11 protein-coding genes and 1 pseudogene are annotated in these 15,540 nt (G+C 67.7%); 8 read left to right on the forward strand and 4 right to left on the reverse strand.

What is annotated here, in order from left to right:
• Positions 1–761: 761 nt before the first annotated feature.
• The 3 genes and pseudogenes from ACIQ7H_RS20025 to ACIQ7H_RS20035 all read left to right on the forward strand — a co-directional run.
• Positions 762–941 (forward strand): annotated as a pseudogene (locus tag ACIQ7H_RS20025) (PrpF domain-containing protein); the annotation flags it as partial.
• 71 nt (positions 942–1,012) lie between these two features.
• Positions 1,013–1,750, forward strand: coding sequence for a response regulator transcription factor (locus ACIQ7H_RS20030; protein ID WP_395794867.1), 738 nt, complete (start codon positions 1,013–1,015; stop codon positions 1,748–1,750).
• A 116-nt stretch (positions 1,751–1,866) separates the two neighbouring features.
• Positions 1,867–2,298 carry an Hpt domain-containing protein gene (locus ACIQ7H_RS20035; protein ID WP_395794869.1) on the forward strand — a complete coding sequence of 144 codons (432 nt, stop codon included), beginning with the start codon at positions 1,867–1,869 and terminating at the stop codon, positions 2,296–2,298.
• 122 nt (positions 2,299–2,420) lie between these two features.
• Here ACIQ7H_RS20035 and ACIQ7H_RS20040 read toward each other — a convergent pair whose 3' ends face one another.
• The 4 genes from ACIQ7H_RS20040 to ACIQ7H_RS20055 form a co-directional block, all read right to left on the reverse strand.
• Positions 2,421–3,593 carry a hypothetical protein gene (locus tag ACIQ7H_RS20040; protein ID WP_395794871.1) on the reverse strand — a complete coding sequence of 391 codons (1,173 nt, stop codon included), beginning with the start codon at positions 3,591–3,593 and terminating at the stop codon, positions 2,421–2,423.
• 126 nt (positions 3,594–3,719) lie between these two features.
• Positions 3,720–4,532 carry a type 1 glutamine amidotransferase gene (locus tag ACIQ7H_RS20045; protein ID WP_395794873.1) on the reverse strand — a complete coding sequence of 271 codons (813 nt, stop codon included), beginning with the start codon at positions 4,530–4,532 and terminating at the stop codon, positions 3,720–3,722.
• A gap of 241 nt (positions 4,533–4,773) precedes the next feature.
• A complete protein-coding gene (locus ACIQ7H_RS20050) occupies positions 4,774–7,488 on the reverse strand; it encodes a tetratricopeptide repeat protein (protein WP_395794875.1) in 2,715 nt (904 codons plus the stop codon).
• Entirely contained in the window at positions 7,485–8,093 is a 609-nt protein-coding gene (locus tag ACIQ7H_RS20055; RefSeq protein ID WP_395794877.1) for an ECF-type sigma factor, read from the reverse strand. The genes ACIQ7H_RS20050 and ACIQ7H_RS20055 overlap by 4 nt, the downstream gene beginning before the upstream one ends.
• Positions 8,094–8,636: 543 nt before the next feature.
• Between ACIQ7H_RS20055 and ACIQ7H_RS20060 the strand changes: the two genes are divergently transcribed.
• The 5 genes from ACIQ7H_RS20060 to ACIQ7H_RS20080 all read left to right on the forward strand — a co-directional run bounded on the left by ACIQ7H_RS20060 (position 8,637) and on the right by ACIQ7H_RS20080 (position 15,009).
• Positions 8,637–9,128, forward strand: a complete 492-nt coding sequence (locus ACIQ7H_RS20060) for a hypothetical protein (RefSeq protein WP_395794879.1) — start codon at positions 8,637–8,639, stop codon at positions 9,126–9,128.
• Between the two features lie 299 nt (positions 9,129–9,427).
• The gene (locus ACIQ7H_RS20065) at positions 9,428–11,128 is read left to right on the forward strand and encodes an alkaline phosphatase D family protein (protein WP_395794881.1); all 1,701 of its coding nucleotides are present in this window, start codon (positions 9,428–9,430) and stop codon (positions 11,126–11,128) included.
• A gap of 193 nt (positions 11,129–11,321) precedes the next feature.
• The gene (locus tag ACIQ7H_RS20070) at positions 11,322–12,053 is read left to right on the forward strand and encodes a hypothetical protein (RefSeq protein WP_395794883.1); all 732 of its coding nucleotides are present in this window, start codon (positions 11,322–11,324) and stop codon (positions 12,051–12,053) included.
• 524 nt (positions 12,054–12,577) lie between these two features.
• Positions 12,578–13,681, forward strand: a complete 1,104-nt coding sequence (locus ACIQ7H_RS20075; RefSeq protein ID WP_395794885.1) for a TraB/GumN family protein — start codon at positions 12,578–12,580, stop codon at positions 13,679–13,681.
• 410 nt (positions 13,682–14,091) lie between these two features.
• Positions 14,092–15,009: a hypothetical protein gene (locus tag ACIQ7H_RS20080; RefSeq protein ID WP_395794887.1), complete on the forward strand. Its 918-nt coding sequence runs from the start codon at positions 14,092–14,094 to the stop codon at positions 15,007–15,009.
• Positions 15,010–15,540: the final 531 nt, after the last annotated feature.

Below are 15,540 nucleotides of genomic sequence, written 5' to 3' on the forward strand. Positions count from 1 at the left end.
CATCGTGACCCTGCCCAGTGAACTCGGAAGCAACGAGATCGCAAGCATGAGCGAATCCGCCACTCAGGAGAACGAATGACAGCTATCTGGTGAACAGGCTGTCTCAAAGGGGTTGACGCGTTCCGCTCGCGTTCGATCGAGGCGCTATTGCGGCCGGGGTTGAGTCGCGTGGCGCCGCGCTGCGCGCGCGCGATCGCCAGCAACGCAGGTAAAGCCGAGTGATTGCAGCCATGGGAACGCTCCGAAGACGAAGGAACTTCAGTGTCTCCGCCGGCAGCAGGCTCGCGGGTAACGCTCTGTATCCGCGCGTGATACCCCCACGCCAAGGGGCGCCTCCGGTGTTCAGGGGCGACGAGGTCCAGGCGATACGGGGCCTCGCGGGAGTCGCAGAGAGCGTGAGAAAGGAAGCGACGCTTGCTGCCGACGCCGCTTGGCGTCCGCGCGAGGCACCGCCAAGGCCTGAACCGAAACACCCGGGCAGATGCCGGATGGCGCGGTGATCGACGCCGCCAGCACCAGCACCAGCAACCCGCGCGATGTGATCGCGGCCGCCCTGTCGGGGGGCCGTCGAGGGGCGTTCGCGCTCAGCCTGTGCACCTCAGCGATCTGAGCCCCTCTCCGCTTGTGGGGAGCGTAGAGTGCGTTTGTCGCCTGCCGGCAGCAGCAGACGCCCGGGAGCCCGAGCGAAGCGAAGGCAGGTCGGGGAGAGCGGGCGGTCTCGCGATACCCTTGCAACAATGCGTTGCGACATGAGCAATCCTCTCGCGGCCGGCCGGGGCAAGCGGAGTGCGCTGCGCTTTGGTCATCCGTCCGGCACCCTGCAGGTCGGCGCCGAGGCGACGTTCTTGCATGGGCAGTGGACGGTGGCCAAGACGAACATGAGCCGCAGCGTGCGGGTGCTGATGGAAGGCTGGGTGCGGGTGCCTGGCGACGCGTTCTGAGGCGCTGCCTCGTGGGCAGCGTTGACGCTATTCTCCCGGCGGTCGCGTCCACCCCTTCTGCCAGGACAGCAATGAGCAGATACCGCGTTGGCATCATCGAAGACGATCCACTGCATCGCGAACTGGCTTTGGTGATGCTGGAGCAGGCGGGTTTCGACGTTTGCGCCTTTGGCAGCGCGCTGGAATTCCGTCGCCACTGCGGCGTCGGCGACATCGATCTGCTGCTGGTCGACTGGGAGCTGCCGGCCGAATCCGGACTGGCCTTTGTGACCGCACTGCGCGAAGGCGGAGAACACGCGCTGCCGGTGATTTTTCTGACCGCACGCACCGATGAAAGACACATCGTCGAGGCACTCGGCGCGGGGGCAGATGATTTCATCCCCAAGCCCGCCAAGGCCGGCGAGCTGGTGGCGCGGGTGCGTTCCCTGTTGCGCCGAAGTGCGGCGGGGGATCGCAGTGAGGCGGTGCTGGCGGCTCCGCCGTTCGAGTTCCAGCGCGCCCAGCGCATCCTGTTGATGGACGCCGAGCCGGTGCGCCTGACCCCGCGCGAGTTCGACATGGCGCTGTTCTTCTTCCAGCGCATCGGCCGCATCGTCAGCCGCGAGGCCCTGCTGGCCCAGGTCTGGAAGGTCGGCCCCCACGTCGACACTCGCGCCATCGATACCTATGCCAGCCGTCTGCGCAAGCGGTTGGGGCTGGACGGCAGCAGCGGCTGGCGGCTGGAGGGCATCTATCAGCACGGTTACCGCCTGATGCGGGTCGAAGACAGCGCGCGCAGCCTGCCGGAGGCGGCGGCATCGCTGACCTAGGTGTTGCCGCGTGCGTGCGCCGCGGCCGGTAATGCGTTCGCCCACGCCTGCATTTGCCAGCGACCGCCCCCACCCGATTGACCAAGATTGACCATGCCCCGCCCAGCTGCCGCGGCATGCTGCTGCCTGGACTCAAGGACTGGGAGCGATTTCGAATGATGGAGCTGAGCAGCGCTGAAGCTGCAGGCCTGGAGATGCCGCCCCGGCTTGACCGCGAGCAGCTTGAACAGATCGATCAGCTGGAAGCGTTCCGGCCGGGCTTTCGGCGCAGCCTGCGCTCGATGTTCGAGCGCAATGCCAAGCAGCAGGTGGACGCCTGCACGGAGGCCGCCGCCGGCACCGAGCTTGAAGTGTTGCGCAAGGCGGCGCATGCGCTCACGGGCACCGCATCCAGCATCGGCGCGGCACGTTTGTCGGCGCTTTCGGCGCGGATCGCGAAGCAGGCGGAAGAGGGGGATGCCGCCGGTGCGCAGGCGACGGTGCATTTGCTTGCACCCGAACTGGCAGCAACCCTGGCCGCGCTGCAGGCCTGGCCGTCGGCGGGCTGAGGGTCGAATCGAAGCTCGCGCTGCGAGCTGTCATATGCACCCGCAAAAACCCAGCCGACGCAACAAAGAACCCGGGCTCGCGCCCGGGTTTTTGGTTTCAAGTGGTGGCGCAGCTGCGCGGATCAGCGCTCAACTGCCGCCGGACGCGGTGCGCCCACCACCGACAGCATGTACTCGCCGGTGCCGTCGCCGAGGCTGGTGACGAGCAGGCGGCCGATGCCGTCTTCATCCAGAGTGACCGCCAGCTGGGCGCTGGTACCGCCGCCGCTGTCGTCGTCGGTCGCATCCTGCAGCAGACGCTCGCCTTCCAGCACGCCCCACTTCAGGATCGGGTCGAACGCATCCGACTGCAGGCGAACCACCACGCGCTGGCCCGGACGGCCGGCGATCTGGAAGGTGTCGAAGCGGACTTCCTCTTCGTCGAAGCTGTCGTTCTCGTCCAGGCTGCCGCGGGTGGAGTCACCGACGTTGATCGACTGCACGCTGATCGGCCGCTTCGGCGGCGGATCGCCGGCATAGACCGTGTAGGCGCCACTGGCCTCGCCGCTGGGCGTGGTGACCTTGATCGCGCCACGGCCGCTGCTGTCGAGGGTGACGTTCAGGCGGGCGTTGAGGCCGGAGCCGCCGTCGTCGTCGGTGACGCTGCTGACGAACTGGTTGCGCTCCATCTGGCCGTACTCGAGGAACGAGTCGAAGGCGTCGGAGTTGACCCGCACCACGATCTCCTGGTTGCGACGGCCGGACACGGTCCAGATGTCGTGCGGGCGGTCGTCGTTGTCGCGCGCCGAGCTGTCGGTCAGGCTGCCATTGGTGACGGTGTCCAGACGCAACGCCTGGGGCCGCGCCGGCGCCGGCGCCGGCAGGTCGGCGACAGTCAGGGTGAAGTCGCCGCTGGCATCGCTGCTGACGCTGTTGGCTCGGATCTGCACCTTGCCGGAAGCCGGCAGGGTGAAGGTCAGAGCCGAGTTCAGTTCACCGCCGCTGTCATCGTCGAAGCGGCAGTCGTCAGCGCAGCCCGGTGCGGCGGTGGTGCCGACCGCGAGAAAGCTGTCGAAGGCGGCGGAGGTCTGGGTGACCCGGATGCGCTCACCGGCGCGGCCGCTGTACTCGTACAGGGCGTAGGGCGTGCCGTCATCGGCTTTGGGCGAGCTTGCGTCCAGCGTGCCGGTGACCGGCGCGCCGGCGCGGATGGCGGTCTGGGCGATGGCAAGGCCGGGCAGGGCGGTGGCTGCAAGCAGCAGCGGCAGCAATTGGGCGAGACAGCGCTTGGCCGGCACGCGGAAATTTTTCGACATGGGATCACCTGAAGTTGCGATCGAGAGGGGGAGCCGCCCGCCCGGCTGCCCCTGACAGCCACGGCACCCGCGCATTCTCGCAGATGTGCAGCGCGCGCGATGGTGCGGTGAAGGCTGAAGCTGCGATCAGGAGTGCCGACTTAGGGAAAGTTCAGCCCGTCGCGGACGCGGCAGCCACGGCGACCAGCGCGGGCTCAGCGCCTGTGCGCTGGCCGCCTTCGGCGCGCTACCGGCGAGATCGAGAAAGCGGCTGAACACGGCCTCGGCGCGTGCCTGCTGGGCGTGCACCAGGCGTCGGGTCTGGGCGCGGATGTGCTCGACATCGTGGCCGAGCCCGGCGGCCTCGAGTTCGGCGCGGTAGTGCGGCGTGTCCAGCCAGCGCTGGATCATGCTGGCGCTGGCCTCCAAGTGGAACTGCAGTCCGTAGGCGCGCTCGCCGTAGCGGAAGGCCTGCTGCTCACAGTCGCGCGAGCGCGCCAGATGCACGGCGCCCGCGGGAATGCCGAAATGGCGGCTGTGCCACTGGAACACCGGCGCGCCGCTGCCCAGCGGTGCGGTGACCGGATCAAGCCGGCCGGCCTCGGTGGTTTCCAGCCGATACCAGCCGATCTCGGCGCGCGGATTGCGCAGCACTGGTGCGCCGAGCGCATGCGCGAGCAGCTGCGCGCCGAGGCAGATGCCAAGCACCGGCAGCTCGCGCTTGAGCGCGGCCTCGATGCAGCGCAGTTCGGTGCGCAGGTGGGTGTGGTGATCCTGATCCTCGACGTTCATCGAGCCGCCGAGCACGATCAGCCCGTCGTAGCCATCCAGCGTTGGGCTGGCGCTGGGGTCGCGGCTGAAGTTGACGAAGCGTAGCCGATGCCCGCGCCGCCGCAGCAGGGCGTCGAGGGTGCCGAGCGGCTCGGCGGCAACGTGCTGGAACACCATGAAGCGGGACATGGGGCGGGCGATCAACCTGTGCGGGATACACGTGAGCCAAAGGCGCTACGACGATGACGCGAGGCGATGCTGGGACCCAACGGGCAGCACGGGCAAATGAGCAAGCGCGCTATGACATGACGGCTGATTGACGTGGTGGTCGGATGGCATCGTGGTCGGCGATGTCGGCACCGATGACATCAGCGCCATCGATGTCGACAGCGGATCGCATCCATGGCCGCGGCCTGGCCGCGCGAGGTCATCAACTGCGGCCGCGCAGCTGGGGCAGCGCGCGCAGCTGCGCGAGTCGCGGACTGCGCTCGCCAAGCACGGCCTGCAGGCGCTGCAGTGCGGCGGCGGGATCCGTCGCCTGGCCCTCCGTTGCATCCGGTGCGGCGGTAGACAGCGCCACCAGCAGTTCGGCTTCGATGCGTTCGTAGTGATCGGCCGGCAGGCTGCGCGCGTGTTCGCCGCAGCCGGCGACATCGCCCTCGACCGCAGTCACGCGGCCGGCCAGGCTGTCGAGCAGGCGCATGCAGGTGCCGCTGCCGACCAGGCGCTGCGGCATCGCGCCGCTCAGCGCGCCGAGCTTCTGCAGCGCCTCGCGGTAGCTGCGTTCGGCCTCGCCGCGACGACCGCCCAGGGCCAGCGCCTGCGACTCCGACAGCCGGGCGCGGGCGCTGAACAGATGCTCGGCGCCGAGCCGCGCCTCGAACACCGCCCGCGCCAGCGCGAACGATTCACGCGCGCGCTCGCCCTCGCGCTGCGCCAGGTGCAGGTCGCCGAGGCTCAGGTGGGTGAACGCGGTGTCGGGTGAATCGGCGCCCACGAAACGTGTCTGCAGCTCGATCGATTCATCCAGCAGAGTCTGTGCACGCTCGAAGTTGCCGAGCAGGATCTGCAGCTTGCCGAAGTTGTTGGTCAGTGCGCCCAGCGCAGCGGATTCGCCATTGGCCTTGCGCTGCACTTCCAGGGCGCGGGCGAAGTAGCCCTCGGCGGCCTGCAGCTGACCGGTGGTGAAGGCGATCGCGGCCAGATTGTTCAGCGTGTTGCCGGCGTGGCTGCTCAGCCCTGCGCCGTTGCGCTCGAAGCCGGCCAAGGCCAGCTCGTAGCGGTCCCGCGCCTCGCTGTTGCGGCCGGCCATGTAGTAAGCAGTGCCAAGGTTGGTGTCGGCGGTGGCGGTCTGCAGGCTGTTGGCGCCGGAGTTGGCATAGCGCAGCGCCGAGGCACGTTCGTACGCGGCCAGCGACTCGGCCGGGCGACCGATCAGGCGCAGGCATTGACCATAGTTGCTGAGCACATCGGCCAGCATGCGGCGCTGTTCGCTGGGGATCGATTCAAGCAGCTTCAGCGCCCGTTCGGCGCGCTCGCAGGCGCGCTTGGGCTCGCCGCTGCGGATATCCACCAGAGTCAGATCACCCAGCACCTGGGCCAGCACCTGCGGCGGTGCGCTGCCGTCTTCGGTCTCGACGAAGCGCTCCAGCAGCGGCTGCGCCGAGGCGTAGTCCTGCAGGTAGACGTACAGCTCGCCGACGGTCGCCATCACCAGCCGGCCGGCGCTGGGATCGGATGCAAACGCAGTCTCCAATTGGCTGGCGCTGCCGCGCAGCAGCTCGCGCGCCGACAGCGTGGCAGCATCGCCGGATTCGTCGGCGGCCTGGCGGAACATCACGCTCAGGTGATTCAGCACCGCCTCGTAGCGCTCGGACTGCAGACGCGCGGTATCGCGCTCAGCGGCGGTGACCTGAGCCTGCAGGATGACCCCGGTCAGGCCGGAGATCAGTGCCAGCGCGGCGGCCGTCGCCAGGCCCACGCTGAGGCGGTGCCGGCGCAGCCACTTGCGTGCGCGGTAGGACAGGCTGGGCGCATGCGCACGCACCGGGCGTCCGTCCAGGTAGCGACGCAGATCATCAGCCAGCGCCTCGACCGAGGCATAACGCTTGGCGGGATCTCGCTGCAGCGCCATCTGCACGATCGCATCAAGGTCGCCACGCAGCCGCGCGCGCGGGATCTCGCGGGTGTCGAAATGGCTGGGCGGCTCGGCGTCCTCATCGCAGACCCGGCTGATGAAACTGGCCCAGTTGCCGTCAAAGCCCGGATGCGGCGTGCGTCCGGCCAGCAGCTGGTAGAGCAGGGCGCCGAGCGCATACACATCGCTGCGGGTAGTGACCGGGTGGCCGCGCAGCTGCTCGGGTGCGGCGTACTCCGGAGTGAGCGCCAGCGCGCGGGTATCGCCTTTGGCGACGCCGGTCGGGCTCAGCAGTTTGGCGATGCCGAAGTCGAGCAGCTTGACCTGGCCATCGGCGTTGACGCGAACATTGGAGGGCTTGAGATCGCGGTGCACGATCAGCTGCGAATGCGCCTCGCTGACCGCGCCGCAGATATCGAGAAACACGCGCAGCCGGGTCTCGAGATCGGGCTTCGACTTGGCCAACCATTTGTCGAGGTCCTCGCCCTCGGCCAGCTCCATCACCAGATACGGCTGGCCATCCGGCAGCACGCCGCCGTCGAGCAGGCGCGCGATGGACGGGTGCTCCAGACGCGCCAGCACCTGGCGCTCGCGTTCGAGCTGTTCCTTGAAGCGCAGGTCGGAATCGCGCAGCAGTTTCACCGCGACGCGCTTGTCGAAGGCGCCGTCATCGCGCTGCGCCAGATACACCGTGCCCATGCCGCCGCGGCCGATCTTTTCCAGCAGGCGCCACGGCCCGGCCTTCAGCCCGCGGCGGTCGGTGGCGCGCTCTTCGGTGATCTCCGCCGCCAGCCCGCCGAGCTTCGGCAGCGCGCCATCGTCCGCACCCAGCGACTTCTGCAGGTCGGCATACAGATCGGGATGGATCTCGCGGCACAGACGCAGGAAATTCTCGCGCTCCGCACCTTCCAGATCGAGCGCGCGGTCTAGCAGGGGCTCCAGCCGACGGAAGCGGTCGGACAGCGACTCCGCCCGCGCCGCCGGGTCATCGCTGTGATAGCGGCTCATGCCGGCTCCGCCGCGGAGCCGTCCGCGCCCATCGGCTGCTCCAGCGCCAGGCTCAGAAACGCGCGGGCTTTCTGCCAGTCGCGGTTGATGGTGCGCTCGGTGACTTCCAGCAGCTCGGCGGTTTCGCCGGCCGAGTAGCCGGCGAAGTAACGGTACATCACCACCTGGGCCAGCCGCGGCTGGGTGCGTTCAAGCTCGATCAGGGCCGAGTCGATCTCCAACAGGCGCGCCAGCTCGCGGGCGTCCTCGACCGGCTTGTCGCGCAGCTCGCGTTCGACGTGCTGCATGCGCTTGGCCTCGGCCAGCCGCGAGCGCGCGTGATCGATCAGGATCTGACGCATCGCCCGCGCCACCAGCGAGAAGAAATGCGCGCGGTTGGACAAGCCCGGGTAGTCGGCCCGGCGCAATTTCAGATAGGCCTCGTTGACCAGGGCTGTGGTCGACAGCGTCTCGCCCGGCTCCATCTGCCGCCGTTGCGCGCGCGCCAGCCGGCGCAGGTCGGAGTGCACCAGTGGCAACAGGGTATCGAGCGGGTTGGGATCGCCGGCAGCGGCCAGAATGGCGGTGATCTGGCCCAGCGGTCCGTGTTCTGCGATGCGATCCATCCGATTCCCCGATGCGAATGCGCCCAGCCGGCGCGGGCGGAATGCCAGCGCCCCCGCGCCAACTCAGCCCGGATTGTGCCCGGCGGGCGCGTGAAGGGGCAAAGCCTTGCGCGGCCCACGGATCGGGTACGGCGCAGCTTGGACGCGCGCGACGCGAGCCACCGTACCTGTGCAGGCGAAACCGACCACAGGGGCACCCGGGCAGAACCGCTCGGGCGCTACGCGCCAGCGCCTTCACTCGCTGGGCTTGCTCGATGAGTGTTTGACGCGATGCCGAGCGCGGGATGACCGCTTGAACCAGACTCTCGCGAAGCCTGCTTCGCGGCGGGTGCGGCCAAGAGCCGCAGCCAGGGATGAACACAGGCGGGGACGGTGAAGGCCAGGGCGGGCCGGCAGGAAACGAAAGAGTCGCCCGCGTCTCCGCAGGAGTGTTGCCGGCCCCATTGACACGGGCGGCGCAATGGTGAGCCTCTAGCCTGTACCCTGCGTGCCAATCGGACATACGCGACCACGCGCAGCGACGTCGATTGACCGGAGTCAGCCGTGTCGACCCTCGAAATCTGGGAACTTCTGAGCTACGTGGTGACCGTCATCGGTCTGCCGCTGGCGATCCTGCTGTTCTTTCACGAACAGCGGAAGGAACGCGATAACGAGGAGGAGGAAATCCACCAGCAGCTGGCCGACTCCTACACCGGCTTCATGCGCCTGGTGTTGGAGAACGCCGATCTGGGTCTGGTGTCACGCTCGGTGGCGCAAGCCCTGGATGACGAGCAGCGCGAACGGCGGCTGGTCCTGTTCGACCTGCTGGTGTCGCTGTTCGAGCGCGCCTATGTGCTGGCCTGGGAAGACCACATGAACCCCCGACAGCGGCGACGCTGGGCAGCCTGGGAAGACTGGATGCGCGAATGGTGCCGGCGCGAGGACTTTCGCGAGGCGCTGCCGGCGTTGACGCGCGGCGAGGACCCCGACTTCGTCCGCTACATCGCCGGATTGGCCGAGGAAGAGCGGAGCCTGGGGTCAGCTCAAGCAAAGTAGCGGAACTTGGGGTCGGCACTGCGCTTGCTTCGCAGCAACAGGCTGCTAGGCCTTCACTTCGCCGCGCGGCTTGACCAGCTTCGCGAACTTCCCAGCGCAGCAGATCGTCCGCACGCATGCACTTGGCTGCTTGCTGCTGCTCAGGCTTTCACACGACCGGCGCATCCTGTTTGCGGCGACCGAGCGAAACGGCCTGGAACGGCCGATTTCTGATCGAGCAGGCGAGGCTCCGGAACTGGAGTCCGAACCGACGCCGGATTCTTCTCCAAACACTCCGACTCTCCCCGCAGGGACACCCGATGACCAAAGTCAGCAGACGCCAAGCACTCGCGATTCTTGGAGCCGGAGCCGGAGGCCTGGCCGCCGTCTACGCAACCGGCGCCTCAAGCAAGGAGGGCGCGTCCTCGCAGCCCGCAGCGAAAGGCGATCACTTCCGCCACGGCGTCGCAAGCGGCGATCCGGATGCCAGCAGCCTGATCATCTGGACCCGGATCACCACGGACTTGCCGGAACTCGATGTCACCTGGCGCGTGGCGGCAGACCCGGGTTTCACCGAGCTGGCCGCGTCCGGAACGGTCAGGACAGGCTCCGCCAATGACTGGACGGTCAAGCCGCTGGTCACGGGCCTGCAGGCGGGCCGTGTGTACTTCTATCAGTTCACAGCGCAGGGCGATCCCTCTCCCATAGGACGAACCCGCACCTTGCCTGCAGTGGGCCCGGACAGGCTGGGGATCGCGCTCGCCTCCTGCTCGAACTTCGCGTTCGGCCACTTCAACGCATACGGCGCTATCGCGAAGGATGAGGACATCGATTTCGTCCTGCACACCGGTGACTACATCTACGAGTACGGAGGCGCAGATAGCTGGGGCGAGAAAACCGGAGCGGCCATCGGCCGGCGCCACCTGCCTGCGCATGAAACAGTGACGCTGCAGGACTACCGGACGCGCCACGCACAATACAAGTCTGACGAGGGCTCACAGGCCATGCACGCCGCGCATCCGCTGCTGTGCTGCTGGGATGACCATGAGAGCACCAACAATCCGTGGAAGGACGGCGCGCAGAATCACCAAGCGGACACCGAGGGCAGCTGGCAAACGCGCCGGGCGGCATCGGTCCAGGCCTACTACGAATGGATGCCCATCCGCGAACCGGAAGCCGGGAGAACCCGGCTGGAATTCTGGCGCACCTATGTGTTCGGCGACCTCGCCACGCTGGTGACCCTGGAGACGCGCCATACCGCGCGCGGCATGCAGATCGACTATGAAACCTGGAAGCCGAAACTCGAAGCCTCGCAGGACTATGAGAGTTTCCGCAGGGACGTGATCGGCGATCCTGACCGCGCCATGCTGTCACCGGGCATGGAAGACGCCCTCAGGAGCGCGCTTTCCCATTCGCGTGAGATCAACCAGCCCTGGCGCCTGATCGGCAATGCCAGCCCGATCGCCCGGATGCTGGTGCCCGACCTGGTGGGTGCAGGCGTCCTGGAAGCACCCGGGGCCGATGCCTTGGACGCGCATACCCGCCTCGCCTGGCTCGGCCAACACAGGCTGCCTTTCTATACCGATACCTGGGACGGCTATCCCGCAGCGCGCGAGCGCTTCTACGACCTGTGCAAATCCGTTGATGTCCAGGACCTGATCGTTCTGACCGGCGACAGCCATAGTTTCTGGCTGAACACACTCGCCGACGCGGCCGGCAACCCGATGGGCGTCGAACTCGGCACCGCCGGCATCACTTCGCCCGGCGACTTCGTCGAATCCGGCTTCAGCCACGAACAGTCCAGCGCCTTGGACGCTGCGTTTGCGGACCTGCTGGACGAAGTGGTCTGGACCGACAATTCTCATCAGGGATACGTCCGGCTCGTGCTTGAGACCGGCCAGGCGCGCACCGACTTCGTCGCCGTGCGGACCGTGCTACAGCCGGATTTGCACACCCGGATCCTCCGGACGAGCGCGCTGTTTCCGGCATCGGTCACCGTCAGGCTGGCCGACGCGGGCTGAACCAGAATCCGGACAGGCGTGCATTGCCGCGGAGTCGAAAGCACGCGGCTCTCCAGTCGTAGTGACTGACCGAGCGAGCCGCGCAGCGGCGATGCGAAAGCGGGGCGTAGCGCGCGTTGTCGCGCAGCGATCGCTGGCCCGTTCGCTCCGGCTCAGCCCGGCTTTGCTGCTGGCGCGGGGTCTACGTAAGCTGGTGGCCTATCCCGCCGACTCCCAATCGCCCATGCGCCCTGTAGGTTCCATTCTCGTCGCCGTCTTTACCGCTCTCATCGCGTCCAGCCAAGCGCTCGCGGGCGTTCTCGCCACCCAGCAATTGCCGACGCCCTTGGCGCCCGACATGCCGAGCAACTTGTCGATTCCGGTGCCACCGAACGTCGACCCCAATGCGCCGATCTGGGTCGCGTATCGCACCCTGGCGCTGTCGGCCGATGCATCGCCGAGCGGGGAGATCGTGCTCGATGGCAGCTTCGAAGGTGTGGCGACGCCGATCAATGCGTCCATCGTGGTCTTCAACGCCGACGCGATGACGGTTTCAACCTCGGCGGGGACGATCAAGCAGCAGTTCGATGCCATGTTCGGCCAACGAAGCCCTGAGCAGATGAAGACGCTGCTGGGCGCCGAACTGCATGCCGCCTATGCAGCGGTGAACGCGGGCACGGGGCGCATCCTCGACGCCACGATCGTCAAGACACTCCCGGCGCTCGGGAAGAACGACGGCGTCCTGCTGGTGTCGGTGGAGCGCGCCAGCGGCATCCAGCCGGTCGGCGTGTTCGTCACCATGGGCCAGGGCGATCCGCCGGCCGCAAGCACGGGTGGCAATGGCAATCCCGAGTCGTCTCCCGCCTACTGGGTCGGGCGGCTGCTCGGCATCTCCCTTTTCGTCTGGCTGCTGTACTGGTTCTTCATCGGCCGCCACAAGTCTTGAGCGCGGGTCTCGCCGCGGCGTCGAGCATCGGCTGTTCTGGCGTTCGACCGGGCGCGATCACAGGACTCGACGCATCGGCATTCGCGCCTTTGGTGTCCCGACTACCAACCCGCCGCACAGTTGGTCCCGAGGCTGACATGAACGGTCGGGAGATGTCTCGCAATCGCGTCCTGCAAGAAGTTGGCTGGCTGTCCCAAACCCTCCGCCAAGTGGCGCGGGACTGAGCTCCAGAGCTGCCGGCGGCGCGATGAGTTTTCAGCTCTGTTCCGATAGCGTCCGGCCGAGGTTCGGCGTACTGCCGGCGAAGCTGTTCGATCAGCTTGCGAACATGCTACGAAGCTGAATTGACCCGGCCGCACTCTTTGCGGTGCTGCGAAACAGCGGCGCGGTCCGGCGCAGATACACGGGTTTCATAACTGCCCCCTGAAGGGTTTCGCTGCGTATCTGTGCCGGCCCGCCAGGCGTAACTGCGGCTTAATACCGAGCCCGATAGTCTGCGCACCCCTCGACTGCGGTTTGAACCCATGGCCCGGCGCATCTGCGTATTGGTGTTCGCGTCCCTGTTGTTCGTCTCCGTTGCGCATGCCACCCCGCCGCCAGTCGAAGCCCCGCGCACCCTGGAAGCGGTCGACGTTGCCGGGGTGGTGCCGGGCCCCGGGTTGTGGCGGGTGCGACGCGGCGAGCATGTGCTCTGGCTGGTCGGCACGCTGAGCCCGTTGCCTGAAGCTATGCAGTGGCGTTCGGTCGAGCTGGATGCGCGGCTGGAAGAGGCGGATGCGATCCTGGGTGGGCCGGGCTTCGTGTTTGGCACAGGCCGGGGGATGCTGCACGCGATGACGCTGCTGCCCTCGGCGATGGGGGTGCGCAAGCTGCCCGAGCGCAAGCGGCTGGCCGACGTGCTTACGCCCGAACTGTACGCGCGCTGGAGCGAGCTCAAGGCCGAACACCTGGGGCGCGACCGCGGCGTGGAGCGCTGGCGGCCGTTGTTCGCGGCGCAGAAGCTTCACAACAAGGCGGTCCAGGGCGCGGGGCTGTCGTTCGGCTCGCCGGTGGGCGAGCACATCGGCAAGGCCCAGAAGCGCCGCGACCTGCCGCGCATTGATGCGTTCTTCGAGACGATCATCGAAGAGCCGCGCCAGGCCATTCGCGAGTTCAAGCGCGGCGAGCTGGATGACATCGAATGTTTCGAACGCACCCTGCTGCGCTTGGAAACCGATCTGGCCCTGCTCACCGCGCGTGCGGAGGCCTGGGCTATCGGCGATGTGGAGGCCCTGCGCACGCTGCATGACACCGATCCGGCCGGCGCTTGCATCGACGCCCTCGCCCGCGTGTCGGTGATGCAGAAGAACGGGCTCTCCGATGTCCAGGCGCAGATTCGCTCGAGTTGGCTCGATGCTGCAGACGAGGCGCTGGACGCACACCGCAGCACGGTCGGCGCGGTGCCGATCGGGATGTTGCTGGATGCCGGCCCCGACGGCGTGCTTGCGGCGTTCACTGCGCGCGGCTATCGCGTGCTGGGACCGGACGAGGTCGATGAGGCTGCACTCGACGAGGCTGCACTTGACCATGACGTGGTCGAAGGGGCTGAGGTCGAGGCCGCGCAGGTGCAGTCAGCCGCTCAGGAGTAGGACGGCGGCGAGGGCGGGCGCGATCGCTCGCGCGGGCCTGCGCGCGCAGCGCATGGACGTGCGGGTTGGAGCGTCCGTGTGATGCCCTTTGGCGCATGTGGCTGCAGCGCAAGCCACCTTTGAGGCCACTCGGGCATTCCGCGTTCCCGTATGCCGGGCCGCTGCCGGGATTTCGCGCGCACGAGCGGACTCGCAGCACCGGGGCGCGCGTAGCGCGACTGCCTTGCCCGAACGCCGTTACGCGGGGCGCCGCGCCGCAGCCCGATGCGTTCACCACCCTGGATCTCTCGCAAGGACAGCGAATGAACGGGACATCCACAAGGGCTTCGGCCGCGGACACCGCACCCAAGGCAGCGGATTTCGACGAGGCGCTTGGCGATCGCGTCGCACGAGATCCGTGGATCGGGTCGGTGCGCGCGGCCCGATGGGCGGCCTCAGCGTCGCCCTCGCTGGACTTGGGGCGGATTGGCGCAATCGCGCTGGCGCTGACCGTGCACCTCGCCGCGCTGCTGCAACTGTTGGTCCCGCCCGCCGCGCGGGCGCCGGAACCGCTGCGCTCGGCGGCTGGAGCACCTGCGGCTGACAGTTCGGCAGCGCAGGGTCTGCAGGTCCTGTTCGTTACGCCAGCGACGCGCTTCGATGTGGGCGGTACGGTGCCGGAGCGGGCCGCCGCCGCGCTGGCGACCGTAACGCGACCCGCGCCGCCCGTGGTGGTTGCCCGGATGAGCAAGGCACAGGCCGCTTCCGACGCCCCGATGGTCGAGCCGCATGACGCCGACGCGACGCCGGTGGACAGTCAGGCCGCCGCGCGGCCCATCCGCCTGTATCGCAGTGACGGCTCGATCCTGCTGCCGGAGTCGATGCTGGAGGATCTGCGCGCGGTGGACGGCGACGAGCGCATGTTCAACTTCATGGTGCCCGGACTTGCGGGCGCCGAGTCCGCCTTCAGGCGCCCGCCAGCGATGACGTATGTGCCCACGCGTTTCGATGCCGATTGGAAGCCGGTGAGGTCGCTCGGCGAAGACGCCCTTGTCACGGTCTCGGAAGCGCTGACCTACGAGAACAAGAGCAAGACCGTTCGCTGTTCTCTGGTGCCGCCGGTATGCACCTGGGGCCGCATTGGCACCGCGGTCGAGCTCAACGACCCGCTTACGCTGAATGCGATCGAGGATGCGGAGTGCGGAGCGTTGTGGGTCTCGATCGCCACCGCGACCGATCAGGGCGAGTGGCTGAGGCTGCGCAGACGCTTCGATGCCGAGTGCCGCAAGCCGCTGGAGATTGATCGCGCTCCGCCTGCGCCTCGCGCGGTGAACTCCAGGCCGGGCTGAGCCCGCGATGACAGCGGTACCACGCGCGGCTGATCAGGTTCGCTTGTTCGGCAACCTGCCCATCGAGACGCCGGAAGCTCATCTGTCGAAGGGTATGCGTCAGCTCAAGAGGGCGTTCCCCCGAGCGCATGCAAGCCCGAGTGTCGCAGCGAGGGCCTCCAGCTTCGGCCGCCACATCGGCCCCTCGAAGCGATGGCTGCCGTCCAGCCGGACCGTGAGGCCGCCAGTGTGGCCGCGCCTTGATGGATGAACTCGATGATGTGTTCGGCGGTGAATCGACTTCTGCGCATCTACATGCACTCTTGTTGATGGGCTCAACCGGGCTTCAACCGGCACGGCTGGGTGGATGCAGGTCATTCCGGCCTTGGCTCTCCATGGCCGGCTCCCTCCGGTCAGGAGCGCAGCGCGTCAAAGCCATTGTTGAAGCCACTCCCTATAGAGCCGGCGCCAATTATCCGTGAACTTCAAGCGCCGCCAGCGGTCAAGGTTTCGGTCTTGGATCGGAGGTGTGGCAAATGGAAGCAGTTGACG

It is taken from the genome of Aquimonas sp., from assembly GCF_044377145.1.
GTDB lineage: Bacteria > Pseudomonadota > Gammaproteobacteria > Xanthomonadales > Xanthomonadaceae > Aquimonas.